The sequence below is a fragment of the Streptomyces sp. NBC_00009 genome (assembly GCF_045040855.1).
Lineage (GTDB): Bacteria > Actinomycetota > Actinomycetes > Streptomycetales > Streptomycetaceae > Streptomyces > Streptomyces aureus.
The window spans coordinates 3,012,396-3,036,539 of the sequence record NZ_CP108312.1 but is presented as its reverse complement, the minus strand read 5'-3'; the positions used below and the strand labels follow the sequence as shown (position 1 = coordinate 3,036,539).

Here is a 24,144-nt window from a genome sequence, read left to right as displayed (position 1 = left end):
CGGGCCCGCCCCCGCTCGGCCCTGCTCGCCCCCTTGGAGTTCCTTGAGAGTCATGGCCGCGCCGTCCCGCCGTGCGCCCGTGCCCCCGGATGCTGAGGCCGAGGAAGGCCCGGGGGAAGACCGAAGGAGTGGCAAACGTGACGGCATTGGCGCGGTGGTGCTACCGGCACCGCCTGGTGGTCCTGGTGCTGTGGGTGGGGGCGTTGTTCGGCCTGGGGGCCGCTGGCACCTCGGCGGGGACCGACTACTCGAACGTGTTCTCCCTGCCCGACACGGACTCCAAGCAGGCGTACGACCTGATGACGAAGGCGTTTCCGCAGAGCTCGGGTGACACGGACACCGTGGTGTGGCGGTCGTCCGGCGACGCGGGGTCGGTGACAGACAAGGCCGTACGGTCCCGGATCGAGCCCGCGCTGAAGGAGATCGCCGGGATGCGGGGCGTCGGCGAGGTCGTAGGCCCGTACAACGCGAAGAACGCCGCCCAGATCAGCCGCGACGGCCGCACCGCCTTCGCGCAGATCACCTTCACCGACCAGGCGAACGAGGTCCCCAAGGACCTCGTCCAGAAAGTCGTCGACACGGCTCAGTCCGCCGAACGGGACGGTCTCCAGGTCGAGTTGGGCGGCCAGGCCATCACCCGTATCCAGGAGCCGCCCACCGGCGTCTCCGAGGTGGTCGGCATCGCGGCGGCGGCCGTGGTCCTCTTCCTCGCCTTCGGCTCGCTCTTCGCGATGCTGCTTCCGATCGTCGTGGCGATCATGGGAGTCGGCAGCGGAATGATGGCGACGATGCTGCTCAGCCATGTGACGAACGTGCCCGAAGTGGCCCCGCTTCTCGGCTCGTTGATCGGTCTCGGCGTCGGCATCGACTACGCGCTCTTCATCGTCACCCGGCACCGGCGCGGCATCCAGCGAGGGCTCGAACCGGAGGAGTCGGCGGTGCGGGCCCTCAACACATCCGGGCGCGCGGTCCTGTTCGCGGGCGGCACCGTGTGCATCGCGCTCGCCGGAATGCTGGTGATGAACCTGCGCTTCCTGGACGGAGTCGTCATCGCCACGTCACTGACGGTCGTGCTCAGCGTCCTGGCGGCGGTCACTCTCCTGCCCGCGCTCCTCGGTCTGCTCGGCCCGCGCGTCCTCAGCCGCAAGCAGCGGCGGAAGCTCGCGGCGGCGGGGCCCGACCCCGCCGAGGCGAGTGGTCCCGCGGCGCGCTGGTCGGCGTATGTGCAAAAACGCCCGCGCTCGATCGCGGCGATGGCGCTGGTGGTCATGGCGGTGCTCGCGCTGCCCGTACTGTCACTGCGGCTCGGCGCCACCGACCAGGGCAACAATCAGGAGTCGACGACGACCCGGCAGGCGTACGACCTGCTGGCGGAGGGCTTCGGGCCCGGCTTCAACGGGCCCCTTCAGGTCGTCGTGCCGGGCGGCGCCGACACCACGGAGCTCGTCAGGACGATCCGTGCGACGGACGACGTCGCGCAGGCCGCCGCGGCCCCGCCCGCCGGGGGCATCACCGTCATCCAGGTCGTGCCGAAGACGTCCCCGCAGTCCGTCGGGACGGACCGGCTCATCGACCGGCTGCGTGACGACGTGATCCCGGAAGCCGGTGTCGAGGCGCACGTCGGCGGGGTGACGGCCGTCTTCAAGGACTTCGCGTCGGTGACCGGCGACCGGCTGCCCTACTTCGTGGGCGCCATCATCGGGCTCGGCTTCCTGCTGCTCCTGATCGCGTTCCGCTCGCTCGTCGTGCCGCTCACCGCCGCGCTGATGAACCTGATCGCGGCGGCCGCGTCGTTCGGCGTCCTGGTGGCGGTCTTCCAGTGGGGCTGGGGGACGGAGTTCCTCGGCATCGGGAAGGAGGGGCCGATCACCGCGTTCCTGCCGGTGATCATGCTGTCGCTGCTGTTCGGCCTCTCGATGGACTACCAGGTGTTCCTGGTGAGCCGGATGCACGAGGAGTGGGTGCACACCGGGGACAACGCGCGGGCCGTGCGCGTCGGCCTCGCCGAGACGAGCCGGGTCATCAACTGCGCGGCCCTCATCATGATCTGCGTGTTCTCGGCGTTCGTCCTGAGCGGCGACATGGAGGGCGCGATGGCGGGCATCGGGCTGGCCGCGGCGGTCGCACTCGACGCGTTCATCCTGCGTACGGCGCTGGTCCCGGCGGCGATGCATCTCCTCGGCCGCTCCAACTGGTGGCTGCCCGGATGGCTGGAGGGGCGGCTCCCTCACCTGGCCGTGGAGCCGGCCGAGCCGCCCGCCGCACCGCCGACCGAGCCCATCAAAAGCGCCGGCCTCATCAAGACCGCGGAGCCCATGGAGAGCAGCAGCACCGGCGGAGCCACCGTCGTCCACGGATTCCTGCGCACCGCCGACGGCGCCCCCTTGGCCGGCGCCTCCGTGACCCTCGTCTCCAGGGGCGGCCGCCAGCTCGACCGCGTCACGTCCATCGCCGACGGCTCGTACATCGTGTCGGTGCCCGCGCCGGGGGCGTACATCCTGGCGGTGACGGCGCGCGGTCTGGCGTCGCGCGCCCATCACGTCACGGTCGGGGGCGGTCCGCTGGTGTACGACGTGGAGCTGACGGACGACGGAGCCGATCTGGTGAACTGACGTCTGCTGAACTGACGCCTGCATCAGGTGCGTTGGCAGGGGTGTTCAGCGTGAAGGTCCGTACGCCGGGCACCCCCGCCGTGGCCACGCAGGCCAGGCCCACGGCCGCCGCCGCGATCCACAGCGGGGTCGCCTCGCCCCACGCGTCGGCGGCGAGCGGGGCGAGGACGTAGCCGAGGGGCATCGCGGCCAGCGAGACCAGCCAGTCGTACGAGGTGACGCGGGCGAGGACCGCCGCGGGAACGGCCGTTTGCACTGCCGTCTCCCACAGGGGATTGAAGAAGCCGAGACCGGCCAGGGCGACGCCGAACGCGGCGGCGACCGCCGGTGCGGGGGCGTGCAGGGCGAGCAGCCCCAGCGGCAGGACGTACGTGGTCAGGGCCAGGTTGCCCGCGAGGATCGGGCGGCGGGGGCGGGCCCGCCCGGACAGGAGGGAGCCGAGGAGGAGGCCGACGGCGCCCGCCTGGGCGATCATGATCCAGGCACCGTCGCCGCCCAGTTCCTTGACGGCGATGACCGGTCCGAGGGTGGCGAACACGGCTGCCCCGCCGTTCCAGGTGGCGTGGGCGACCAGGCTCGTCCAGTACCAGCCGCGCGAGCGCACCTCGTGCCAGCCCTCGACCAGGTCGGACCGAAGGGAGCGGCGTTCTTCGGCCGGTGTCGTGGTGCGGCTGAGCCGCAGGGTGGCGAGCAGGGCGGCGCTGACGGCGAACGAGGCGGCGTCCAGGACGAACGCCCACCCGGGACCCGCGGTCAGGACGAGCAGCCCGGCGAGCGCCGGACCGCCCGCCAGCGTGCCGCTGCGGACCACGGCGAGGGCGGAGTTGGCGGCCTGCCGGTCCTTCTCGCCGACGATGCCGACGATCAGTGAGGCGAGCGTCGGCATGGCGAAGGCGGAGGCGGCTCCGCCGATCGCCTCGGCGACCGCGATCTGCCACAACTCCGGTTTCCCGGAGAGCAGTTCGATGCCTACGAAGAGCTGGCCTGCGCAGCGCACGAGGTCGGTGGTCAGGGCCACGATGCGCGGGTTGAAGCGGTCGGCGATCACGCCGCCCAGGGGGAGGAGCACGAGCCGCGGGACCATCGCGCAGCCCAGGACCAGCGCGAGCGCCGAGGCGGAGCCGGTGGCGTCCAGCACGGCGAGGGCGAGGGCGGAGGGGATGACGGCGTCGCCGACCAGGGAGAGGAGGCGGCCGAGGAAGAAGCGGCGGAAGCGGGCGTTGCGTAACAGCGGGTGGCGGAGGCTGGGGCGCGGCATGCGGGCGAATGTATTTCGTGGCCGAAGTATTCGTCAACGAAGTATTGGCCATCGAAATATACGGAGCCGAAGGGTCCGGCCGTAAACTGCCCCCATGGAACGCGACTGGACCGATGGGCATCTGGCGCGCTGGCTGCCGATCATGCCGGACCTCGACCCGGACATCGAGGGGGCGATCACGCGCGCGGGCGAGCTCACCCGGCATCTGCGCAGGGTTCGTGAACAGGCCCTGGTGGACGTGGAGTTGGAGCGGTTCGAGTACGACACGCTGCACAAGCTCGCGGGGCGTGGCGGACGCGCGGCGCCCTCGGAACTCGCCTCGGACCTGGGCCTCGCCCCGGCCTCGGTCACGGGCCGCCTCGACGGCCTCGAACGCCGCGGCCTCGTCGTCCGTACGCCGTCCAGGACCGACCGGCGCCGGGTCGACGTGGAGCTGACCGAGGCGGGCCGCGCGATCTGGCGCAAGGCGATGGACCGGCTCGGGGGCGAGGAGCACCGGGTGCTCGGCGCGCTGGACGCGAAGGAGCGCAGGCAGCTCTCGGACCTGTTGCGGCGGGTGATGGTGGCCGCCGAATCGGGCCCCGGCGGCCGCCGGCCCTGACGGGACACCCTCAGAGACGTCAGCCCTGACGCCGCACCTCGCTCACTGGGCCGGCGTCAGCCTTGACGCCGCACCCCGCCCACTGGCCCGGCGTCAGCCTTGACGCCGCACCCCGCCCACCGGCCCGGCGTCAGCCCAGACGCCGCACCCCGCTCACTGGCCCGGCGCCAGCCTGACACCGCACCCCGCCACTGGGCCGCGTCAGCCCTGACGCCGCCGACGCCCGCTCGGCCGCTCCCGCTCTCGCCGCCGCAGCGCCAGCAGCCCCCCACCCGCAAGCACCGCGAGCGCCGCCGAGCCGCCGAACGCCCAGTCGTCGGTGTGAGACGTGGTCACCGCGGCCGAGGCGGGAGCGCCCGTGGCCCCCGCACCCGGCTTAGCCGCCGCCGCGCCCTTGGGCTGCTCGCTCAGCGGCGTGACCAGCGTGCCCACCGGATCGGCCTTGCCCGCCGCCGCGAACCCCCAGTCGAGCAGCGCCGCCGTCTCCTCGTACACCGCCTCGTACCCGGACTTGGGGTGCATGACGGTGACGAGCAGGGTGCGCCCGCCTCGGGTCGCCGCGCCGGTGAACGTGTTGCCGGCGTGCGAGGTGTAGCCGTTCTTCACACCGATGAGCCCCTGGTACGCGGCCACGCCCTGCCCGGTGAGGAGACGGTCCGTGTTCTGGATCTGGAACGTCTTCTTGCCCCCGGCGGGGAAGTCGGCCGTCTTCGTGGCGCAGTAGCCGCGGAAGTCGTCGTTCTTGAGCCCGGCGCGCGCGAACAGCGTCAGGTCGTACGCCGACGACACCTGCCCCTTGTGGTCGAAGCCGTCGGGGCTGACCACATGGGTGTCGTTCGCCTGGAGGTCCTGCGCGCGGGCCTGCATCTGGCGGACGGTCTCGCCCACCCCGCCGTTCATGCTGGCGAGCACGTGCACGGCGTCGTTCCCGGACCGCAGGAAGACGCCCTGCCACAGCTGCTCGACGGTGTACGAGGTCCCCGCCTGGACGCCGACGAGGCTGCTGCCGTACGGGATGCCCGCGAGATCGGCGGCGGTCACCTTGTGGATCGAGGTCCGCCCGAACTTCGGCAGGACCGTGTCCGCGAACAGCATCTTGAGCGTCGACGCCGGAGGCAGCGCGCGGTGCGCCGCGTACGAGGCGAGGACGTGGCCGCTGTCGTGGTCGGCGACGAGCCACGCCTTCGCGGCGAGCTTGGGCAGCCGGGGCGCGCCGGACGCCACCTGGACACCGGACCTGCCGAGCCGCTCCCCGCCGACGGCGGAGACGGCGGCCGCGGCACGCGGTCCCGGCAGGGTGACGGAGGCTGCGGCGCCGAGACCGAGGGCGAGCGCGGCGCGACGGCTGACGTGGTGCGATGGAGAGGAGCCGGGCATCAGACGACCGTACAAGCTGCGTATGAACCAAAGGTAAGAGCCCCCCGCCAGCCCTCCCGCCAGCCCCGCAGCCCCCCGATGATCAGCCCTTCCCGTTCCCCATCCCGTTCCCCTTCTCCCGCGCCGCCGTCGACGCCTCCGTCATGCCTGGCAGGAAGTCCGTGAACAGCTCGTGCACCTCGAGGACGAGCGGCCGCAGCACCCGGAACCGGGCGAGCGCGACCCCGCGCGTCGTCAGGCGGGCCCCCCGTTCGGCGAGGCGCCGGCTGCGCTCCCGGTCCTCGGAGCTGTCGAAGACCCAGTACAGGACGAGCCCCATCTGGGAGAGCCACATCAACTCCGGCAGGATCGCGGCGAGTTCGGCCGGGACCTTCGCCTTGGAGCCGGCCAGCACCTCGCGGTGCACGTCGATGGCCGTCTCGCGGGCGTGCTCCGACTCGGGCGAGAAGGGGCTGAGCGGGCTGGTCGGGTCCGCGGCGGTCTTGAAGAACTGGGCCGCGAACTCGTGGTACGGCTCCGCGATCTCCAGCCAGGCGCGCAGCACCCCGGCGAGCCGCTTCTCCAGGTCGGTCTCCCGGTCGAGCACGGACCGCACGGCCGCCCGGTGCTCCGCGGAGATCTGGTCGTAGAACCCCTGGATGAGGTGTTCCTTGCCCGCGAAGTAGTAGTACGCGTTGCCGACGGAGACCCCGGCCTCCTTGGCGATGGCCCGCATCGTCGTCTTGTCGTAGCCCCGCTCCCGGAACATCCGCATCGCGGTCTCCAGGATCAGCGCCCGCGTCTGCTCACTCTTGGCGGGACTCTTCGCAGGGCTCTTCGCAGGGCTCTCGGGGGTCTCTTTCTCTGCTGGCACGCTCAGAGCCTAATCGGGCACGTGGCAGCCGCTGTCGCAGGCCGCGGGGCCGTAATACGTCCAGCCGTCGACGCGGTCGTACACCCAGCCGTCCGCCCTGCGGTAGGCGCTGCCCCCGGCCTTCCTGACCTGCTGGTCCCGGTGGGCCTGGCGGTACTTGGCGGCGGCGAGGACCGCGGCGCGCGCGAGGCGGGCGCCCGCGGGGGTGCTGAACTTGTGGGACAGGGGCCGGTACTCGGACAGCGCCCACAGGGTGACGACCCAGGCGGCGGGCCCGCGGTAGATCTGGCCGCTGTCGCCGACGAGCGTGATCTCCGAGAGCGTGGAGATGTGGTCGATCCCGGGGCAGCGGCGCCGGGCCTCGTCGGACCCGGCCGGCACCAGGTCGAGCGGGACGAGCTGGCGCTGCCGGGCGAGCCAGTTCCGCAGGAACGTGCAGAGCGGGCACTGGGCGTCGTAGAGGAGGATGAGCCGGCGGACCGGGGCCCCCGTGGTGCCCCGGTCCGCGGTCTCGCTCATCGCCGTCACGCCCCGGCCACCGGCGGCGCGGCCCAGCCCTGCGGGGGAACGGGCGGCAGCTGCTCCCGCTCCATCACGCCCCGCCGCCGGATCTTGTTGAGCACCCACACGTTCCCCAGGTGCATGACCCCCAGCACCAGGAGCACCACGCCGAGCTTCGTCGACAGGGCCTCGAAGATGCCCCGGGTGTCGGCGATGTCGTCGTCCCCGCTCAGGTAGAGCGCCACGAAGCCGAGGTTGACGAGGTAGAAGCCGACCACCAGCAGATGGTTGACGGCATCCGCGAGCTTCTCGTTCCCGTGCAGCACGTCGGCGAGGAAGACCCTTCCGTTACGGCTCAGGGTGCGCGCCACCCAGACGGTCAGGCTGATGCTGACGACGAGGTAGACGACATATGCGACGACTGTGAGGTCCATTTCCCCACCCCTCCTTGAACGCGTTCAAAAACGCTGTCGAGAAGGACTGTAGACCTGTTTTTGAACATGTTCAAGCGAGGGTCGGCCGGCGGGGACCGGCGAACCCGGGCATCAACTCCGTGCCAGTTCAGGCCGCTTGAGATAGTCCGTGAGGCCGATGACGTTGCCCCACGGGTCCGCGATCTCCACGACGTAACCGGTGGAGGTGGAGAACGGCGGGTCGATGGGCGGGATCCCGGCCTCCGTCAGCGCGCGGGCCGCGGCCTTGGCGTCGCGCACCTCGAGCCATACGCGCGGGCCCGGCCACGGAGGAGGCCGGTGGCCGAAGTCCTCCTCCGCGCGCAGCAGTACGCCGGGTGTCTCCTTGCCGGCTTCGAGAAGGGCGATCCCGGCCTCGTCGAGGCGGAACTTCACGTGGAAACCGGCCCGCTCGTAGAAGGAGACCGCCTCGCCGAGATCGCCGACGGGGAACAGCGCGTTGTCGAAGCCGAGCAGCTCAAGCTCAAGTGACATACCGTCAGATTAGCCGTGCTCAGGGCGAACCGGACAGTACATCGTCAGCGGCGGATGCGTGGCGCGCCGGTCACGGACGTCATCAGGCAGTACAGGGACGTCGTCGCGGTGATGAAGAGGATGTTGTTCTTTGGGCCGCCGAACGCGACGTTGGAGACCGGCTCCGGGACGTTGATGCGTCCGATCCGCGTGCCGTCCGGGTCGTAGCAGTGCACGCCGCCGTGCATGGCTGCGGCCCACAGTCGCCCGCCGTCGTCGAAGCGGATGTTGTCGAAGCGGCCGTCGTCGCCGCTGGTCTCGGCGAAGACCTTGCCGTCGCTCAGGCTCTCGCCGTCGTCGAGCACGTCGAAGACGCGGATGTGTCCCGCCCGGGTGTCGGAGACGTACAACTGGCGCTCGTCGGGCGAGAAGACGAGCCCGTTCGGCGCCCCGAAGCCGTCGGCGACCTGGCGCACCTCGCCGGTGCCGGGGTCGATCCGGTAGACGTTGTTGGCGCCGATCTCGGACTCGGCGCGGAAGCCCTCGTAGTCGCTGGTGATCCCGAAGTCCGGGTCGGAGAACCAGATCGAGCCGTCCGAGCGCACCACCGCGTCGTTCGGGCTGTTGAGCCGCTTGCCCTCGAAGTGGTCGGCGAGGACGGTGACGCGCCCGTCGGCCTCGGTGCGGGTGACGCGGCGGCCGCCCTGTTCGGCGCTGATGAGGCGCCCCTCGCGGTCGAGGGTGTTGCCGTTGGTGTGTCCGGCGGGGTCGCGGAAGAGGCTGACCGCGCCGGTCACCTCGTCCCAGCGCAGCAGGCGGTCGTTGGGGATGTCGCTCCAGATGAGCTGGCGCCAGGCGGGCAGATAGACGGGGCCTTCGGCCCAACGGCTGCCGGTGTGCAGGGTGGTGAGGGTGTCGTCCCCGAAAGCGCACCGCCCGGTGCGGAAGCGGTCGTCCAGAATCTCGTACACGCTGGGCTGGTTCTGGCCAGACATGGTTATCCCCCAAGAACTGTAGGCCGAATGACATCCTGTCGTATGGGACTATTGCAGAACGGGATACGGTTACGCCATGGTCGGTGGAGCGGGAGTGGATCACAGTGGCAGTGGATGACATCGACCGGAAGTTGGTCGCGCTGCTCCAGCACGACGCGACGACGGCGTACGCGGCGCTCGGCAAGGAGGTCGGCCTCTCGGCGGGCGCGGCCCACGAGCGGGTGCGCAAGCTGCGCGAGCGGGGCGTGATCCGGCGGACGACCGTCGACGTGGACCCCGCCGCGCTCGGGCAGGGGGTGCTCGCGTTCGTGATGGTCGAGTCGTCGTCGTGGATGGGCGAGTCGGCCGGGAAGTTCGCCGCGATCCCCGAGATCCAGGAGGCGCACATCATCGCCGGCAGCGCGTCGGTCCTGGTGAAGGTGCGCACGGAGACGACGCAGCAACTCCAGGATGTGCTGCGGCGGTTGTACGCGATCGAGGGTGTCAGCGGCACGCAGGCGACGGTGGCCCTGGAGACGTTCTTCGAGCGCCCCGTGACGGCAGGCCCGTGACGTCAGGCCCCTGACAGCGGCCGTGACGCACCGAGGGCCCCGCCCCCGGTGCGAAACCGGGAGCGGGGCCTCAGGGACGTACGAGATGTACGACCGGGAAGGTCAGTAGCGGCGCGTGATCAGCGCGCGCTTGACTTCCTGGATCGCCTTGGTGACCTCGATACCGCGCGGGCAGGCGTCCGTGCAGTTGAACGTCGTGCGGCAACGCCACACGCCGTCCTTGTCGTTGAGGATCTCCAGGCGCTGCTCGCCCGCCTCGTCACGCGAGTCGAAGATGAAGCGGTGCGCGTTGACGATCGCGGCCGGGCCGAAGTACTGGCCGTCGTTCCAGAACACCGGGCACGAGGACGTGCACGCGGCGCACAGGATGCACTTGGTCGTGTCGTCGAAGCGCTCGCGGTCCTCGGCGGACTGCAGACGCTCGCGCGTCGGCTCGTTGCCCGTCGTGACCAGGAACGGCATGACGTCCCGGTACGCCTGGAAGAACGGGTCCATGTCGACCACGAGGTCCTTGAGGACCGTGAGGCCCTTGATGGCCTCGACCGTGATCGGCTTCTCCGGGCTGATGTCCTTGATCAGCGTCTTGCAGGCCAGGCGGTTGCGGCCGTTGATGCGCATGGCATCCGAGCCGCAGATGCCGTGCGCGCAGGAGCGCCGGAAGGTCAGCGAGCCGTCGAGCTCCCACTTGATCTTGTGGAGGGCGTCGAGGACGCGCTCCTTCGGATCGATGTCGAGCTGGAAGTCCTCCCAGACCGCGTCCGCGGAGACCTCCGGGTTGAACCGGCGGATGCGGAAGGTGACCGTGATGAGGTGCGAGCTGTTGTCCGCCTCGAGAGCCTCGAGCTTGTCCATGGTCGGGGTAGCCATCAGTACTTACGCTCCATCGGCTGGTAGCGGGTCTGGACGACCGGCTTGTAGTCCAGACGGATGGACTCGGAGCCGTCGTCGCCGACCTCGCGGTACGCCATGGTGTGGCGCATGAAGTTGACGTCGTCGCGGTTCGGGAAGTCCTCGCGGTAGTGACCGCCGCGGGACTCCTTGCGCGCCAGGGCGGAGGTCGCCATGACCTCGGCCAGGTCGAGCAGGTTGCCCAGCTCGATGGCCTCCAGGAGGTCGGTGTTGAACCGCTTGCCCTTGTCCTGGATCGAGACGTTCTTGTACCGCTCGCGCAGCTCGGCGATCTTCTCGACGGCCGTCTTGATCGTCTGCTCGGTGCGGAACACCATCACGTTGGCGTCCATGCACTCCTGGAGCTCGTTGCGGATGACCGCGACGCGCTCCGTGCCCGTGGAGTTGCGCAGGCGTTCGACCTGCTCGACGACCATCGAAGCCGGGTCCTCGGGCAGCTCGACGTAGTCGGCCTTCTCGGAGTACTCGGCGGCCGCGATGCCCGCACGACGCCCGAAGACGTTGATGTCGAGCAGCGAGTTGGTGCCGAGGCGGTTGGCGCCGTGCACGGACACGCAGGCGACCTCGCCGGCGGCGTACAGACCGGGGACGACGGTGGTGTTGTCCGACAGGACCTCACCCTCGACGTTCGTCGGGATGCCGCCCATGGCGTAGTGCGCGGTGGGCTGGATCGGGATCGGGTCCGTGTAGGGCTCGATGCCGAGGTAGGTGCGCGCGAACTCCGTGATGTCCGGGAGCTTGGCGTCGAGCTGCTCCGGCGGGAGGTGCGTGAGGTCGAGGTAGACGTGGTCGCCCTCGGGACCGCAGCCGCGGCCCTCACGGATCTCCGTGTAGATGGAGCGGGACACGACGTCACGGGACGCGAGGTCCTTCATGACGGGCGCGTACTTCTCCATGAAGCGCTCGCCGTCCTTGTTACGGAGGATGCCGCCCTCACCGCGGGCGCCCTCCGTGAGAAGGATGCCCATGCGCCAGATGCCGGTCGGGTGGAACTGGAAGAACTCCATGTCCTCCAGCGGCAGACCGCGCCGGTAGCAGGCCGCCTGGCCGTCACCGGTCAGGGTGTGCGCGTTGGAGGTCACCTTGAAGAACTTGCCGGTGCCGCCGGACGCGTAGATCACGGACTTGGCCTGGAAGATGTGGATCTCGCCGGTGGCCAGCTCGTAGGCGACCACACCGGCGGACTTCTTGACGCCGTCCTCCTCGACCAGGAGCTGGTCCAGGACGTAGAACTCGTTGAAGAACTCCACGCCCTCCTTGACGCAGTTCTGGTACAGCGTCTGGAGGATCATGTGGCCGGTGCGGTCCGCGGCGTAGCAGGACCGGCGGACCGGGGCCTCGCCGTGGTTGCGCGAGTGGCCGCCGAAGCGGCGCTGGTCGATGGTGCCGTCCGGGGTGCGGTTGAACGGCAGGCCCATCTTCTCCAGGTCGAGGACGGAGTCGATGGCCTCCTTCGCGAGGATCTCGGCGGCGTCCTGGTCGACCAGGTAGTCACCGCCCTTGATCGTGTCGAAGGTGTGCCACTCCCAGTTGTCCTCCTCCACGTTGGCGAGCGCGGCGGCCATGCCGCCCTGCGCCGCGCCCGTGTGGGAGCGGGTGGGGTAGAGCTTCGTCAGGACGGCGGTGCGGCTGCGCTTCGTCGACTCGATGGCCGCGCGCATGCCCGCGCCACCGGCGCCGACGATGACGGTGTCGTACTTGTGGATCTTCATGAGTGGTTACCTCAGCCCCGTGCCTATCGGATGTTCGGGTCGAAGGTGAAGATCACCAGCGTGCCCAGCAGGATCGTGAACACCGTGGCGGTGTACAGGAGGCCCTTCAGCCACAGGCGCGTGTTCGGGCGCTCGGCGTAGTCGTTGATGACCGTACGCAGGCCGTTGGCGCCGTGCAGCATCGCGAGCCACAGCATCAGGAGGTCCCAGCCCTGCCAGAACGGCGAGGCCCAGCGGCCCGCGACGAACGCGAAGCCGATCTTGCTCACGCCGCCGTCGAGGACGAGCTGGATGAGCAGGTGGCCGAGGACCAGGACGACGAGGACGACGCCGGACAGGCGCATGAAGAGCCATGCAGCCATCTCGAAGTTGCCGCGCGTCGAGCGCGGGGTCTTCGAGGTGCGCTTGCGGGGGGCCTCGATGACGGGGGCCGGGTTGTCGACGTCGTAGAGCGCAACGACCTCGACGGGTCCGACGCCGGGCGTCTTCGCAGGGGTGGTGTCAGCAGACATGTCTGGCGTCAGCTCCCGAAGAGTTCACGGACGGCGTGGCCGAGGACCGGGTACAGCGCGCCCACCATCAGCACGACCCAGATGCCGACGACGGTCCAGAGCATCTGCTTCTGGTAGCGCGGACCCTTCGACCAGAAGTCGACGGCGATGACACGCAGGCCGTTGAGCGCGTGGAAGAGGATGGCGGCGACGAGGCCGTACTCGAGGAGCGCGACGATCGGCGTCTTGTAGGTGGAAACGACGTCGTCGTACGACTCGGGGGAGACGCGGACGAGAGCGGTGTCCAGGACGTGTACGAACAGGAAGAAGAAAATGAGGACACCGGTGACTCGATGAGCCACCCACGACCACATGCCTTCCCGGCCGCGGTACAGCGTTCCAGCCGGCACGGAAGAACCCTCCGGGAGCGGGGATTGGGGCCGCGCCGGCTTCAGTGTCGGTCGGGCCCGGCCGGGTACGGTCCACCGGCCGCTCGTCATCGTATCGACGAGTTGTCGGCTCGCTCGCCCGGGGGCCGCCGGTGTGATCAAACAGGCAATCAAACAGCCACGTACGGGCTATCGGACGCGCTGTCGGGGCGCCCGGAATCCGCTGGTTCCTGCGGGTCTATCGCTTCTTGGGGCTCTGTCCGGGCATCGAGCGAGCGCACGAGCCGGGCGAGTCGTCCCCGGGCGAGTCGGCGCAGCTCGTCCCAGGACAGGACGCGCTCCTCCTCGGGATCGTTGCCAAGGCGTGACCGGATTCCGGCCAGGAGCTGGTCGAGGGCCTCGTCGGGCCCGTAGCCGTCGAGGCAGATCACGAACGCATGCCCGAAGCGGCTCTCGTACGCGCTGTGGGCGGCGCCGAGCGCGGTGTGCGCGACGGAGTACGAGCCGTGCGGCGGCAGGGGGAGCGTCTCGCGGGAGAGGGCCTCGTCGAGGTCGGCCGGCGCGAAGTCGTAGACCGCCTCGTCGGCGGCGGCGAGCAGCGCGTCGAGATCCGGGTAGGGGCGGTGGGCGACGAGGCGGCGGGCCCAGTGGAGTGACCCGCAGCAGGTCAGGAGCGCGCGCTCGGCCTCGATCGCGGGCAGCGTGTTGAACCGCGTGAGGCCGTGCGGGGACGACTGCACGGGCGACGCCTGCCCTGGTGGGGACTGCACCGGTATGGCGGCATGCGCGGGGAGGCGGGAGAAACGGTGCGAAGGCAGCGTGCGCTCCTCGGCGAGACGTGGGACGTGACTGGGCTGACACTGGGACGAGACGTGAGTCAGGAGCGTCACGGGACATGTGATGAGGGTGTGGCGGATGTGCGTACACGCTAGCGATCCGGGTCAGGAGCTGTCTGGCGGATGCACCGATTTCACCCGGACGGGAGGGTTTGGGGGCGCGTGGTGGACGGGAGGTCGGGGAAACGGGGCCTTACGGTCGCCTCCTAGGACGCGGAATTCGATGTCGAGGTTGCTGTCGAAACCAGAGGGCGGTCACTGATGGGTACGCGGAGTCGATCGACGGTCGGCGCGGGAGTTGTCACGGCGGGGACGGTCGCACTGACCATGGTCCTCGTCGGCTGCGCCGGCGGCGGGGGCGGCACAAGCGCCACCCGTGCCGAGAGCCCCTCCGACGGGAAGTCCGCGTCCCCCACCTCCGCCTTGGCCCCGACCTCGGCGGAGCCTTCGCCCTCGAAGTCGTACCCCCTGTCGAAGACCCCGCAGACCATCCCCTCCGTGCGCGAGCACACGCCGGCGCGCGGCCCCGGGTGGCGCCCCACCAGCGGCCGTGTCGTCATCGGGGACGCGAAGCTCTCCGACGAGGGCAAGCTCATCGCCGACGAGCTGAGGCTGACGTACGCGGGCAAGGTCAAGGCTGGCGCCGGTGACGTGGAGCTGGCGCTCGGCGGGAGCGGGAACCCGGAGTCGTACACGATGACCGTGAAGAACGGCCAGGTGCGGATCGTGGGGCCGGGGGACGCGGGTGTCTTCTACGGCACGCGCACGCTCAAGCAGGAGGTGCACGGCGGGGGGACCGCGCCGGAGGGCGTGGTGAAGGACGCGCCGGCGAAGCCGCAGCGCGGGTTCATGCTGGACATCGCGCGCAAGCACTTCACGGCCGGCTGGATCAAGGACCGGATCCGGGAGATCGGCGACCTGAAGTACAACCAGTTCGGTCTGCACTTCTCCGACGACCAGGCCTTCCGCATCCAGTCGGACTCGCACCCCGAGATCGTCTCGCCCGACCACCTGACCAAGGCGCAGGTCCGCGAGATCGTCTCGCTCGCCGCCGAGCGGCACGTCACCGTGATCCCCGAGATCGACTCGCCGGGACACCTCGGCGCCGTGATCGCGGCGCACCCCGAGCTCCAGCTGCGCAACACGGCCGGGGTCCCGACGCGCGGCGCCGTCGACATCTCGAACCCCGGGGCGGCGAAGATCGTCGACGATCTGCTGCGTGAGTACGCTCCCCTCTTCCCGGGCGCCTTCTGGCACCTGGGCGGCGACGAGTACCAGGCCCTGACGGTGAAGAACCCCGAGGCGTCCTTCCCGCAGCTCGCGGCCGCCGCCAAGAAGAAGTACGGGGCGAACGCGACGGTCGCGGACCTCACGACGGGCTGGCTGAACGACCGGGTCGCCACCATGAAGCCGTTCAATCGCTCCCTCAAGGCGTGGAACGACGGGTTCTTCCGGGGCGGTGTCGTCAAGGCCGACAAGAGCCTGGAGGTCGCCTACTGGACGGGCAAGGAGATCGGGGCGCGCCCACCGGAGGAGTACCTGGCCGAGGGCCGCAAGATGACCAACTACAACGACGAGTACCTCTACTACGTCCTGGGTCAGCCCAACAACTTCGTGTACCCGACCGGGCAGCGGATCTACGAGAGCTGGACCCCGCTCGTCGTGCGCGGCACGACGCCGGTGCCCGCGAGGTACGACAGCCAGATCCTGGGCGGCACGTTCGCCGTGTGGTGCGACCTGGCGAACTCGCAGACGCAGGCGCAGGTCGCGCAGGGGATCCGCATGCCGCTGCGGGCCACGATCCAGAAGCTCTGGTACCCGGGCAAGCCCCCGCTCACGTGGCCCCAGTTCGTGGCGCTCGCGAACCGGCTGGGGTCCTGAGCGGCGAAGCAGCGGACGGCTCCCCTGCCTGATTCGCCGGATCTGCGTTTTCGGTGGCGGAGCCACGTACGGCTGTGGTGTATTCGGCGCGAGCCGAGATCAGCCGCTTTCGAAGGCACCGGGGGGACACCGGCATGGGTTACTGGGGCTATTACGTCGTGGCCAGGAGTGAGCGGCCGCTCGCCGAGCTCGACGCGCTGGGCGGGGCGCGCGACGCGCTCACGCTCCTGGAGCGGCGGGCCGACGGCTGGCAGGTCTGGGAGTGCCCGGACGGCGGGGACCGGCGCCATGACGTCGGCAGCATGAACGCGCTGGCCGCCGAGACCGGCGCGCCCGCCCTGTTCGGCTACGTCATGGACAGCGACTGCGTCGTCATCGAGGCAGCCGCGCCGGAGAGCGGCGCGTGGACCACGTGTCTGGCGCGCGACGCCATGGCCGGATACCTCTCCGCGGACGAACTGACCCTGGAGGACTACTTCCTGGAGCCCGCGGACGCCGCGCGGCGCTCGGTCGCGTGGGCGCAGGAGTGCGGCCGCACCGTCGAGCAGGGTCCGCTCGCCGACGTCCTGGGCCAGGACCCCGACCCGTTCGCCGAGCCGCTCTTCTTCCGCTTCCTGGACCGGCTCGGCGTCGCGCCGCTGTGACGTTCCTGCGCCCCGGCACGCAGTAGAGCCCAGTAGGGACGAAATGCCGGGTCGGCAGGGAGAGGGCGTACTTCATGAGCCTGGTGGAGCTGATCGCGCAGGCCGACGAGCGGGGTCTCGCGGCCAGCGGTCTCGCCTGCCTCGACCGCTGCGTGCCGCTGCTGGGCGCCGAGGACGACGAGGCGCTGCGCCCGCTGTGGGGAAGCCTCGCCGAGGGCGGCCCGGAGTGGGGCGAATGCCTGGCGCAGGCGCGGGCCGCGTTCCCGGCCGGGCCGGACGACGACGCGGACGAGGCGTCCGGGCTCGCCCGGCGCATGCTGGCCGCCGTGCCGGGCACCCCGTCGGCGCCCGCGCTGCGCGAGTGGGCCGACGCCTGCTCGGTCGGCGCGCTCCAGATCCACCGCATGCTGGACACGATGGAGGACAGCGCGGGCTCGGTACGGTCCCGGCGCGAGGGCCGCACGGACGGCATGTCCCCGCTGGTGGCGGCCGAACTGCGGCGTCAGGTCAGGATCCTTGAGCTGCTCGCGGGCCGGGGCGCGGGCGGCCTGCGCCAGGCGCTCGACGTGTCGACGGAGGGCCGGCGCATCCTGCGGGCCGTCGTGTCGCGGCGGGCGCGGGGCCGCGTCTGATGCACGGAATCTCCGGGCCCTCCCCGCGGGCTTGGGCGGCGATCGTGCTGCCGGTCGCGGCGGCACTCGTCGCGCTGGCCGCACACTTAGGCATGCCGGACGATCCGACGGGCCGACTCCGCGTTGTACCAGGGATGTTGAAGGATGTCGCGCTGCCCTATGGCGGTACGGCGGCGCTGTCCGGGTGCGGTGCGCCGGGGACTGCGAGGCCTGCGCCGCGCGGAGAGGGTGAGCAGGCGCCCGCGCCCGCGCTCGTCATCTCCTCTTACGGGTACTCGAGTTCGGGGCCGCGCTTCGACGGTCCGCCTGCGTTCACGGTCAGCGCGGTGATCGACCCGGGACCGCAGCCGCTGACGCTGACCGCGCCGGTGGGCGAGCGGCGGATCACGGTCGACGTGTACGGGCCGCACGGCGAGGGCCGCATCGCGTCGGCGCGCGGGCTGACGGCGAAAGTGAGGAAGGGGGTGAAGCAGCGGCCTGCCCCGCCGACTTCGGGCGCCTACCGCTTCACGGACGTCGGGGAGCTGGATCTGGAGATCGAGCTGCCCGAACGGGCGGTCTGCCCGGGCCACACGCGGGCGGACATCGGCCAGTGCGCGCCCAATTACACCAACCGGATTGAGGACTGCCCCGTAGTCGCGGTCACGCTCACCGACGAGGCGGTCCGCGCGCAGCGCGCGGAGGTCGCGGGGATCAAGAGCCCCGAGCGGTTCAGCGACCGGCTCGTGGCGGTGTCGTTCGAGGAGAACGCCGCCGGAGTCTGAGCACACGGATCCGACAACAGGGACCCGAACGGAACCGGGCCCGGCCGCCCCCTCCTGCGGTCGGGTCCAATTCCGTGGAAGGTAGTGAGTAACCCATCCGGGCGCGGCGGCGCAAGTACGGGCACAAAGCAGACAGGGCTGCCAGGGCTGCCAAGGCTGCCGGGTCCGCCAGGGCGGAAACGGCTCTCGCCGCGCAGTTCCCGGAGGTGCCGGGAGCCGCGCGGCGAGAGTTTCGACAGGCGCTGCTGTTAAGGCGCCAGCGTGGTGCCCAGGCGGGCGCCGGCCGGGGTGCCGAGCTGCGTCAGTCCGATGTACTTGGACGTCGACAGGCCGAGACCCGTGCTGTTGCTGGGGACGTACAGGAGGGTGCCGTTGCCGGCGTCCTCGCCCGCCGCACCGATCACCAGGTCCGCGCGTCCGTAGCCGGACAGGTCGGCGAGGGAGACGGCGGAGCCCAGGATGTCGTCGGTCTCCGTGGAGCCGGGGACGCCGGGCTCGTCCTGCGAGATCGCGAGGGCACCGGTGCCGGTGAGGCCGGTCGACGAGCCCTTGAACAGCAGCGACGTACCCGCGTTGGAACGGTTGCTGGTGCGGGTGATGTCCTCGTTCGGGGCGCCGGACAGGACGTCCGCGTAACCGTCGGCGTTGTAGTCGCCGATGGCGACGGAGGAGCCGAGGGCGTCGCCGGACTCGGCCGCGCCGGGGACACCGCTGGTGGCCTGGTGGATCGTCTTGGCGCCCGTGGCGGTGAGGCCGCCGGGCGTCGTGGACGTGATCTTCGAGCCGTAGACCGCGGTGACCTGGCCGCCCGCGTAGGCGCCGGACTCGGCGGTGTAGGGCTGGCCGATGACGATGTCGTCGACGCCGTCGCCGTTGAGGTCACCGGAGGCGATGGAGCGGCCGCCCTTGACCGAGAGCGTGCCCGCCTTGGTCAGGCCGTTCCTGCCGCCCTTGAACCAGACGACCCGGCCGATCGAGGTCGAGTCGCGGTAGTTGAGCGCGACGTCCGCGTAGCCGTCCTGGTTGAAGTCGCCGGAGGTGGCGGCCTCGTAGGCCAGGGCCGTGTCGCCGCTCGTGATGTTGGAGCTGGACTCCTGGCCCTCGGAGTAGCGCGCGGTCCAGGTGCCGCCGGTGCCGGTGGAGGCCGCGAAGACGTCCGCCTTGCCGTCGGCGTTGAAGTCGCCGACCGTCACGGCGGAGCCGTACTTGGCGCCGTTGGCGTAGAAGCCCTCGTCGAGGTTCATCTGGGCGCCGGTGTTCAGGGCCGGGCCGTACAGGAGGGTGACCGCGCCGCGGTCGGCGTGGCCGGAGGTGTCGTCCTCGCCGGGCTGGCCGATCGCGAGGTCCGCGTAGCCGTCACCGTTGAGGTCGCCCTCGGCGACGGACGCGCCCCACTGGTCGCCCGGCTCGTTGGTGCCGGGGACACCCGTGCTGGACTGGGTGAGGGTCTTCTTCGCGGTGTACACCGGGCCGCTCGTGCCGCCCGGCACGACGGTGACGGAGCCGCCGGAGGACGCCTTGGGTGTGCCGGCGACGATGTCGGCCAGGCCGTCACGGGTCGTGGCCGTGGGCGCGGCGGACGAGTAGATGTCCGACGTGGCGAGGGCGTGCGAGACGCCCGGGGCCGAGGCCAGGGTCCGGATGGTGGAGAGCTTCTTGTAGAGGTTGTCACCGGGGCACAGCGTGGTGCCGGTGTCGCGGTGCCCGAAGACGCGGTCGAGCGTGATCGACTGGCCGAGCGGGATCTTGTTGTCGGACACGCCCTGGTCACCGTTGGACGTCAGCGTGACCTTGCTGTTCGCGGTGATGCCGTACTGGCCGAACTTCCAGGCGACGACCCGGGCGATCGAGTTCAGCGCCGCCTTCGTGGGGTTCGCCGACATGAAGTTGCCGATGTACGAGATGCCGACCGTGTCGGTGTTGAAGCCGTAGTCGTGGGCTCCGTGCACCGGCAGGTCCATGCCGCCGCTGCGGCCCTCGAATATCTGGCCGCACCGGTCGACGAGGAAGTTGTAGCCGATGTCGTACCAGCCCTTGGCCATGTGCTCCTGCTGGATCGTGTGCACGCGCTGACGCGACTGCGAGCAGGGCACCGTGTTGTCGGGGTCGACACCGGTGTGGTGGATGACGGCTGCCTTGATCGAGTCGTCGTACTCGGGCGTGCCGTTGTAGTCCGTGTCCGCGCCCCACTCGGCCTGCGTGATGATCGGCGGCTTGACGACCGTGGAGGGGCGGGCGGCCGGGACCGTCTCGGTCGGCTCGGGCGACGCCGACGCGCTCGACGACGGGTCGGCGGAGGCCGAGGAGGACGCGGGCGCCGAGGGCGTCGTGGAGTCCGAGGGGGCCGCGGCGGGAGCGCTGCTCGACGGGTCCGTGGACGGCTCGGGGCTCGTGGCGGGCGGCGTCGTGTCCTCGGAGAACGCGGCGGGCTGGGCGGCGCCCGCGCCCTTCGCGGGGGCGAGCGTGCCCGGGTCGAGCAGCTTGACGTCCATGCCGGACGGCAGGTCGGAGGCCGTGCCGTCCTTGGCCACGACCCGCACCTCGACGGCGTCGGAGTCACCGGTCCACACGGACTCGGTGCCGCCGCGGACGCCGCCGCCGGCCTTGGTCTCCTTGCCGTCGGTGCCGAGCTGCTCGACCGGCATCGACAGCCAGTCCGTCCAGTCGCCGGTCGCGACGTTGCGCGCGCGGACCTGGGCGGTCCCGTCGAGTGTGGTGTGCGGGTTCTTCCATGTGACGACGACGGCGCTGAAGCGGTCCGTCGACTTCTGCGGGACGACCTTGCGGTCGGCGCCCTTCGTCGAAAGGCTCAGGGTGTGGATCGCGGAGGCCCGGTGCGGCTCGCCCTGGGGCGAGGACCCGTCACTCGGGTCGGCCATGGCGTACGTGACGACGCCGGCGCCACCGAGGACGACGGCACCCACCGTCACCCAGGCCCTGCGCTTGAGACTCAGCGGTTTGTACGCATGTGATCTGCGCGCACGCGAATTACGCGGGCTCAAATGCCCCACCCCTTGAAAAAGTTCACAATTGCCACACCCGTTACGCGGGTAGCTGCTCTATTCAGCGATTGACCGCCGTTAAACGTCACTGGTTGTGCAGATGTGCTGAAGGTCACCTGGTCAGTTCACCGCCGATACCGGCACCGGCGGCCGTCCCGAGCGCGGTGGGCCCGTACGACGCGCCCGTCCCGCCGCTCACGGTCATCACGGTCCCGTCGCCCGCGTTCTCGCCCTCGGCGCCGATCGCGAGGCCGGCGACGCCGTCCCCGGTGAGATCGGCGACGGTGACGGCGGACCCGAACCGGTCACCCGCCTCGGCCGCGCCCGGCACCGGACCCGAACCCTGGACGTACGCGACCGCGCCCGCCACGCCCACCCCGTCCGCGCCACCGCGCAGCAGGAACGCGCGGCCGGCACCGGTGTCGTCCCCGGGCGCACCGGCGAGCACGTCGGCGTATCCGTCGCCGTCCGTGTCGCTCACGGCCAAGGAGGCACCCAACTCGCCCCCGGCGTCCGCCCCTTCGAGCTCACCCCGGGCGACGATGCCCGCCCCGGTCGTCGTGAGCCCGTCCGCCGAGCCGTGGTACGTGGCGATCTCGCCGCCGTCCGCCGCGTCGGGCCGCCCCACGGCCAGGTCGGCGAAGCCGTCGCCGTTCAGGTCGCCGGAGGCCAGGGACCGCCCGCCGGCGCCCGCGAGGACGGCGGGCTCGGAGGTGCGCAGTCCGCTCGACGAACCGCGCACCACGACGAGGGGCCTGTCGCCCGCCGCCGTACGGAACGTGATCGCCGCGTCCTCGAACCCGTCGTGGTCGAAGTCCCCGGTGGTCACGGAGGCGTCCTGCACCGGACCGTCGGAGAGGGCGATAGCGGGGGAGAAGGCCCGGTCGGCGCCGTCGACGGTCCAGGCGCGCCCGGCGCCGGGCGCCACGGCGAGGATGTCGTCGCCGCCGTCCCCGTCGAAGTCGCCGGTGGCGAGGGCGGCCCCGAACTTCGCGCCGCTCGCGCGCACCGCCGCCGGTTCATTGATCATTCCGGCCTGTCCGGTGAGCCCGTTCGCGGTGCCGCGCAGCACGCTCACGCCGCCCTCGTCGCTCGCGCCCGCGGTGACCTCCTCGCCGGGAGACGCGACCACGAGGTCGGTGTACCCGTCGTGGTCCAGGTCGCCGTACGCGGTCGCGGAGCCGAAGCCGTCTCCGGCCTCGGAGCCGCCGGGCACGCCCTCGGACTCCTGCGTGACGACGGCCTTGTTCGCCGCGTAGGGCGAGGTCCGGGCGCCGGGTACGACGGTGACCTGGCCGGCGCCGGCCAGATTGTTGGCCGTGGCCTTCGGGATGCCGGCGGCCAGGTCGGCATGGCCGTCCCCATTCACGTCGGCACCCTTGGCGGGCGAGTTCTTCGACGCGGCGAGCGTGCGGATGGCGGGCAGGTCGCCGTAGAGGTTGTTGCCGGGGCACTCGGTCGGGTAGCCGTCGCGATGACCGGAGATCCGGTTCATCGTCACCAACTGGCCCTGTGTGAACTTCCCGTTGTCCGCTCCGGCCGCCATCACGATGCTGCCCGCCGGGTTGATCCCGTACAACCCGAGCTTCCAGGCGGCGAGTTGGGCGATCGAGTCACGCACCGCGGGGGTGGAGGTCGCGGTGTTGAAGTCGCCGAGGACGGCGACACCGCTCGTGTCGGTGTTGAAGCCGTAGGTGTGGGCGCCGTAGACGGGCTTGTCGACGCCGCCCGCGCGCCCCTCGAACACCGTCCCGCACTTGTCGACGAGGAAGTTGTAGCCGATGTCGTTCCAGCCGTTGCTCTTCACGTGGTACGTGAGGATGCCGCGGATGATCGACGCGGACTCGGCGCACGTGTAGTCGTTCGTCCCGGCCGTGTGGTGCACGAACACGGCCTTTGTGTCGGTCGTGTACGTGGGCGGGTCGGCGACGATCGACTCGTCGGCGCCCCAGCCGGCGCGCGAGGTGATGTCCGGCTGCCCGGCGGACGCGGTCTTCTCCAGCGCGCCCGATGCACGGGTGCGGGTCCCGGCATCCGGGTCGACGAGATCCACGCGCAGCCCGGCGGGCAGCTTCGCGCCGGTGACGCGCGCCTGCACGCCGTCGGCCGCGCCGACCCACAGCGGCTGGGTCCCGCCGCGCACGCCGGCCTTTGTGTGGTCGGGCCCCGACTCCGGTGCGTGGACGTCGAGTTCGAGCGCCCGCCAGGCCGACCAGTCCCCGGTCTCCGCGCTGAGGGTACGGATCTCGGCGGTGCCGTCACCGAGCGTGGCGTCGGGGTCGGACCAGGTGACGCCGAGCATGCTGAACGGCTCGGTCGAGCGGGCGGCGAGGACGCGCCTGCCCGGGTCGGTCCCGTCCGGTACGGCGACGGTGTGGACGGTGCCCTTGTGCACGGCGGCCTGCGCGGCGGCGGGCTGCGACCGGCCCGACAGGGAGACGACGCTGAGCACGACGGCGGCGGCGAGCGCGGTACGGGCGGCCTGGTGGCCGAGGCTCGGGTACATCACTGCTCTCCCTGCGCGCTCGCCGGGGACTCGGAGACCTCGGGCGCGGGCAGCTCGCCCTGGCACGTGGCGCGGCCGAACTTGCCGTAGGCGGTGGCCGTCTGGACGTGCTGGCCGCGGATGGCGAGTTGGCAGCTGGCCCGCCCGCCCTTCTCGCCGAGCGTGATGGTCACGATGGGCGGCTTGCCGAGCGGCACGCGCACGGTCTTCTTCCAGGGCAGCGTGACGCCGCGCGCGGCGACCGCCTTCCCGGACTCGCTGCGGGCCTGCCAGGTGAGATCGGCGGTGCCTTCGCCACTGACCTCGTACGTCACGGAGGCGGTGGGGACGTGACGCTCGGGCTTCTCGTCGGTGTCGAGCACGCCGTAGAGCACGAGCCCGGCACAGGCGGCGACGACGACTGCGCTGGCGGCTATGCCTCGACGGTCAACTCCCTTGCCACTCTTGGCGTCGTCGGCGCCCTCGGTGCTCTTGGACTCGTCCGAGGACTTCGCCTCCTTCGCCTCCTTCGCTCCCTCGGTGTCCTTGGTGCCCGCGGCTTCGGCGGGCGCCTCGGATTCCTCGGTGGACGCTTCGGCCGTGTCGGTGGATTCGGTCGGCTCTGACTGTTCGGACGATGGCATGGGCCTGGCTTTCGTGAGGGCGAGCATTCCTCGCGCGAATGCGTCGCGCTCGGCGGAGAACCGGGCGGTTATACCGCATGA

22 protein-coding genes are annotated in these 24,144 nt (G+C 71.0%); 7 read left to right on the top strand and 15 right to left on the bottom strand.

Annotation, left to right across the window (positions count from 1 at the left end; translation table 11 throughout):
* Positions 1-146: 146 nt before the first annotated feature.
* Positions 147-2,612 (top strand): MMPL family transporter, encoded by a 2,466-nt coding sequence (locus OHA58_RS13460; RefSeq protein WP_405484952.1) that lies wholly within the window; start codon positions 147-149, stop codon positions 2,610-2,612.
* Here the strand turns inward: OHA58_RS13460 and OHA58_RS13455 are convergent.
* Positions 2,542-3,870 carry an MFS transporter gene (locus tag OHA58_RS13455; RefSeq protein ID WP_405478917.1) on the bottom strand — a complete coding sequence of 443 codons (1,329 nt, stop codon included), beginning with the start codon at positions 3,868-3,870 and terminating at the stop codon, positions 2,542-2,544. The genes OHA58_RS13460 and OHA58_RS13455 overlap by 71 nt on opposite strands.
* A 94-nt stretch (positions 3,871-3,964) precedes the next feature.
* Between OHA58_RS13455 and OHA58_RS13450 the strand changes: the two genes are divergently transcribed.
* Positions 3,965-4,471: a MarR family winged helix-turn-helix transcriptional regulator gene (locus tag OHA58_RS13450; protein WP_405478916.1), complete on the top strand. Its 507-nt coding sequence runs from the start codon at positions 3,965-3,967 to the stop codon at positions 4,469-4,471.
* Between the two features lie 201 nt (positions 4,472-4,672).
* Here the strand turns inward: OHA58_RS13450 and OHA58_RS13445 are convergent, their stop codons facing one another.
* The 6 genes from OHA58_RS13445 to OHA58_RS13420 all read right to left on the bottom strand — a co-directional run bounded on the left by OHA58_RS13445 (position 4,673) and on the right by OHA58_RS13420 (position 9,123).
* On the bottom strand, positions 4,673-5,848 hold the full coding sequence (locus tag OHA58_RS13445) for a D-alanyl-D-alanine carboxypeptidase family protein (protein WP_405478915.1): 1,176 nt from the start codon (positions 5,846-5,848) through the stop codon (positions 4,673-4,675).
* An 82-nt stretch (positions 5,849-5,930) separates the two neighbouring features.
* Complete coding sequence (locus OHA58_RS13440) at positions 5,931-6,701, bottom strand: TetR/AcrR family transcriptional regulator (protein WP_405478914.1); 771 nt, start codon at positions 6,699-6,701, stop codon at positions 5,931-5,933.
* A gap of 9 nt (positions 6,702-6,710) precedes the next feature.
* Positions 6,711-7,220 carry a thiol-disulfide oxidoreductase DCC family protein gene (locus OHA58_RS13435; RefSeq protein ID WP_405478913.1) on the bottom strand — a complete coding sequence of 170 codons (510 nt, stop codon included), beginning with the start codon at positions 7,218-7,220 and terminating at the stop codon, positions 6,711-6,713.
* 5 nt (positions 7,221-7,225) lie between these two features.
* The gene (locus OHA58_RS13430) at positions 7,226-7,636 is read right to left on the bottom strand and encodes a hypothetical protein (RefSeq protein WP_227296884.1); all 411 of its coding nucleotides are present in this window, start codon (positions 7,634-7,636) and stop codon (positions 7,226-7,228) included.
* Positions 7,637-7,747: 111 nt separating this feature from the next.
* Positions 7,748-8,149: a VOC family protein gene (locus OHA58_RS13425; RefSeq protein WP_383091922.1), complete on the bottom strand. Its 402-nt coding sequence runs from the start codon at positions 8,147-8,149 to the stop codon at positions 7,748-7,750.
* A gap of 44 nt (positions 8,150-8,193) precedes the next feature.
* Entirely contained in the window at positions 8,194-9,123 is a 930-nt protein-coding gene (locus tag OHA58_RS13420) for an SMP-30/gluconolactonase/LRE family protein (protein ID WP_405478912.1), read from the bottom strand.
* A gap of 110 nt (positions 9,124-9,233) precedes the next feature.
* Here OHA58_RS13420 and OHA58_RS13415 point away from each other — a divergent pair, with 110 nt between their 5' ends.
* Entirely contained in the window at positions 9,234-9,674 is a 441-nt protein-coding gene (locus OHA58_RS13415) for an Lrp/AsnC family transcriptional regulator (RefSeq protein ID WP_116510813.1), read from the top strand.
* Between the two features lie 102 nt (positions 9,675-9,776).
* Here OHA58_RS13415 and OHA58_RS13410 read toward each other — a convergent pair whose 3' ends face one another.
* From OHA58_RS13410 to OHA58_RS13390, 5 genes are all read right to left on the bottom strand, one after another.
* Positions 9,777-10,541 carry a succinate dehydrogenase iron-sulfur subunit gene (locus tag OHA58_RS13410; RefSeq protein WP_405478911.1) on the bottom strand — a complete coding sequence of 255 codons (765 nt, stop codon included), beginning with the start codon at positions 10,539-10,541 and terminating at the stop codon, positions 9,777-9,779.
* Positions 10,541-12,295 (bottom strand): succinate dehydrogenase flavoprotein subunit, encoded by a 1,755-nt coding sequence (gene sdhA, locus OHA58_RS13405; protein WP_405478910.1) that lies wholly within the window; start codon positions 12,293-12,295, stop codon positions 10,541-10,543. Before sdhA ends, OHA58_RS13410 begins: the two co-directional genes overlap by 1 nt.
* A gap of 23 nt (positions 12,296-12,318) precedes the next feature.
* Entirely contained in the window at positions 12,319-12,807 is a 489-nt protein-coding gene (locus OHA58_RS13400; protein WP_362904364.1) for a succinate dehydrogenase hydrophobic membrane anchor subunit, read from the bottom strand.
* 8 nt (positions 12,808-12,815) lie between these two features.
* Positions 12,816-13,196: a succinate dehydrogenase, cytochrome b556 subunit gene (gene sdhC / locus OHA58_RS13395; RefSeq protein ID WP_100594758.1), complete on the bottom strand. Its 381-nt coding sequence runs from the start codon at positions 13,194-13,196 to the stop codon at positions 12,816-12,818.
* Positions 13,197-13,345: 149 nt separating this feature from the next.
* On the bottom strand, positions 13,346-13,915 hold the full coding sequence (locus OHA58_RS13390) for a 2-oxo-4-hydroxy-4-carboxy-5-ureidoimidazoline decarboxylase (RefSeq protein WP_405478909.1): 570 nt from the start codon (positions 13,913-13,915) through the stop codon (positions 13,346-13,348).
* A 357-nt stretch (positions 13,916-14,272) separates the two neighbouring features.
* On the opposite strand from OHA58_RS13390, the gene OHA58_RS13385 reads away from it, so the two are divergent.
* The 4 genes from OHA58_RS13385 (at position 14,273) to OHA58_RS13370 (ending at position 17,932) form a co-directional block, all read left to right on the top strand.
* Positions 14,273-15,892 (top strand): beta-N-acetylhexosaminidase, encoded by a 1,620-nt coding sequence (locus tag OHA58_RS13385; RefSeq protein WP_405478908.1) that lies wholly within the window; start codon positions 14,273-14,275, stop codon positions 15,890-15,892.
* A 134-nt stretch (positions 15,893-16,026) separates the two neighbouring features.
* On the top strand, positions 16,027-16,536 hold the full coding sequence (locus tag OHA58_RS13380; RefSeq protein WP_405478907.1) for a hypothetical protein: 510 nt from the start codon (positions 16,027-16,029) through the stop codon (positions 16,534-16,536).
* A 74-nt stretch (positions 16,537-16,610) separates the two neighbouring features.
* Positions 16,611-17,168, top strand: coding sequence for a hypothetical protein (locus tag OHA58_RS13375; protein WP_405478906.1), 558 nt, complete (start codon positions 16,611-16,613; stop codon positions 17,166-17,168).
* 134 nt (positions 17,169-17,302) lie between these two features.
* On the top strand, positions 17,303-17,932 hold the full coding sequence (locus tag OHA58_RS13370) for a hypothetical protein (protein ID WP_405478905.1): 630 nt from the start codon (positions 17,303-17,305) through the stop codon (positions 17,930-17,932).
* Positions 17,933-18,180: 248 nt separating this feature from the next.
* On the opposite strand, the gene OHA58_RS13365 is transcribed toward OHA58_RS13370, so the two are convergent.
* The 3 genes from OHA58_RS13365 to OHA58_RS13355 all read right to left on the bottom strand — a co-directional run bounded on the left by OHA58_RS13365 (position 18,181) and on the right by OHA58_RS13355 (position 24,063).
* Positions 18,181-20,862, bottom strand: a complete 2,682-nt coding sequence (locus OHA58_RS13365) for an FG-GAP-like repeat-containing protein (RefSeq protein WP_405478904.1) — start codon at positions 20,860-20,862, stop codon at positions 18,181-18,183.
* Positions 20,863-21,046: 184 nt separating this feature from the next.
* A complete protein-coding gene (locus OHA58_RS13360; RefSeq protein WP_405478903.1) occupies positions 21,047-23,440 on the bottom strand; it encodes an N-acetylmuramoyl-L-alanine amidase in 2,394 nt (797 codons plus the stop codon).
* Positions 23,440-24,063 (bottom strand): hypothetical protein, encoded by a 624-nt coding sequence (locus tag OHA58_RS13355; protein WP_405478902.1) that lies wholly within the window; start codon positions 24,061-24,063, stop codon positions 23,440-23,442. Before OHA58_RS13355 ends, OHA58_RS13360 begins: the two co-directional genes overlap by 1 nt.
* Positions 24,064-24,144 lie beyond the last annotated feature (81 nt).

Coding starts and splice junctions, on each gene's coding strand:
- OHA58_RS13455 (WP_405478917.1), bottom strand. CDS start 3,870: ATGCCGCGCCCCAGCCTCCGCCACCCGCTGTTACGCAACGCCCGCTTC.
- OHA58_RS13450 (WP_405478916.1), top strand. CDS start 3,965: ATGGAACGCGACTGGACCGATGGGCATCTGGCGCGCTGGCTGCCGATC.
- OHA58_RS13445 (WP_405478915.1), bottom strand. CDS start 5,848: ATGCCCGGCTCCTCTCCATCGCACCACGTCAGCCGTCGCGCCGCGCTC.
- OHA58_RS13435 (WP_405478913.1), bottom strand. CDS start 7,220: ATGAGCGAGACCGCGGACCGGGGCACCACGGGGGCCCCGGTCCGCCGG.
- OHA58_RS13430 (WP_227296884.1), bottom strand. CDS start 7,636: ATGGACCTCACAGTCGTCGCATATGTCGTCTACCTCGTCGTCAGCATC.
- OHA58_RS13425 (WP_383091922.1), bottom strand. CDS start 8,149: ATGTCACTTGAGCTTGAGCTGCTCGGCTTCGACAACGCGCTGTTCCCC.
- OHA58_RS13420 (WP_405478912.1), bottom strand. CDS start 9,123: ATGTCTGGCCAGAACCAGCCCAGCGTGTACGAGATTCTGGACGACCGC.
- OHA58_RS13410 (WP_405478911.1), bottom strand. CDS start 10,541: ATGGCTACCCCGACCATGGACAAGCTCGAGGCTCTCGAGGCGGACAAC.
- sdhA (WP_405478910.1), bottom strand. CDS start 12,295: ATGAAGATCCACAAGTACGACACCGTCATCGTCGGCGCCGGTGGCGCG.
- OHA58_RS13400 (WP_362904364.1), bottom strand. CDS start 12,807: ATGTCTGCTGACACCACCCCTGCGAAGACGCCCGGCGTCGGACCCGTC.
- OHA58_RS13385 (WP_405478908.1), top strand. CDS start 14,273: ATGGGTACGCGGAGTCGATCGACGGTCGGCGCGGGAGTTGTCACGGCG.
- OHA58_RS13380 (WP_405478907.1), top strand. CDS start 16,027: ATGGGTTACTGGGGCTATTACGTCGTGGCCAGGAGTGAGCGGCCGCTC.
- OHA58_RS13375 (WP_405478906.1), top strand. CDS start 16,611: ATGAGCCTGGTGGAGCTGATCGCGCAGGCCGACGAGCGGGGTCTCGCG.
- OHA58_RS13370 (WP_405478905.1), top strand. CDS start 17,303: ATGTTGAAGGATGTCGCGCTGCCCTATGGCGGTACGGCGGCGCTGTCC.
- OHA58_RS13360 (WP_405478903.1), bottom strand. CDS start 23,440: ATGTACCCGAGCCTCGGCCACCAGGCCGCCCGTACCGCGCTCGCCGCC.
- OHA58_RS13355 (WP_405478902.1), bottom strand. CDS start 24,063: ATGCCATCGTCCGAACAGTCAGAGCCGACCGAATCCACCGACACGGCC.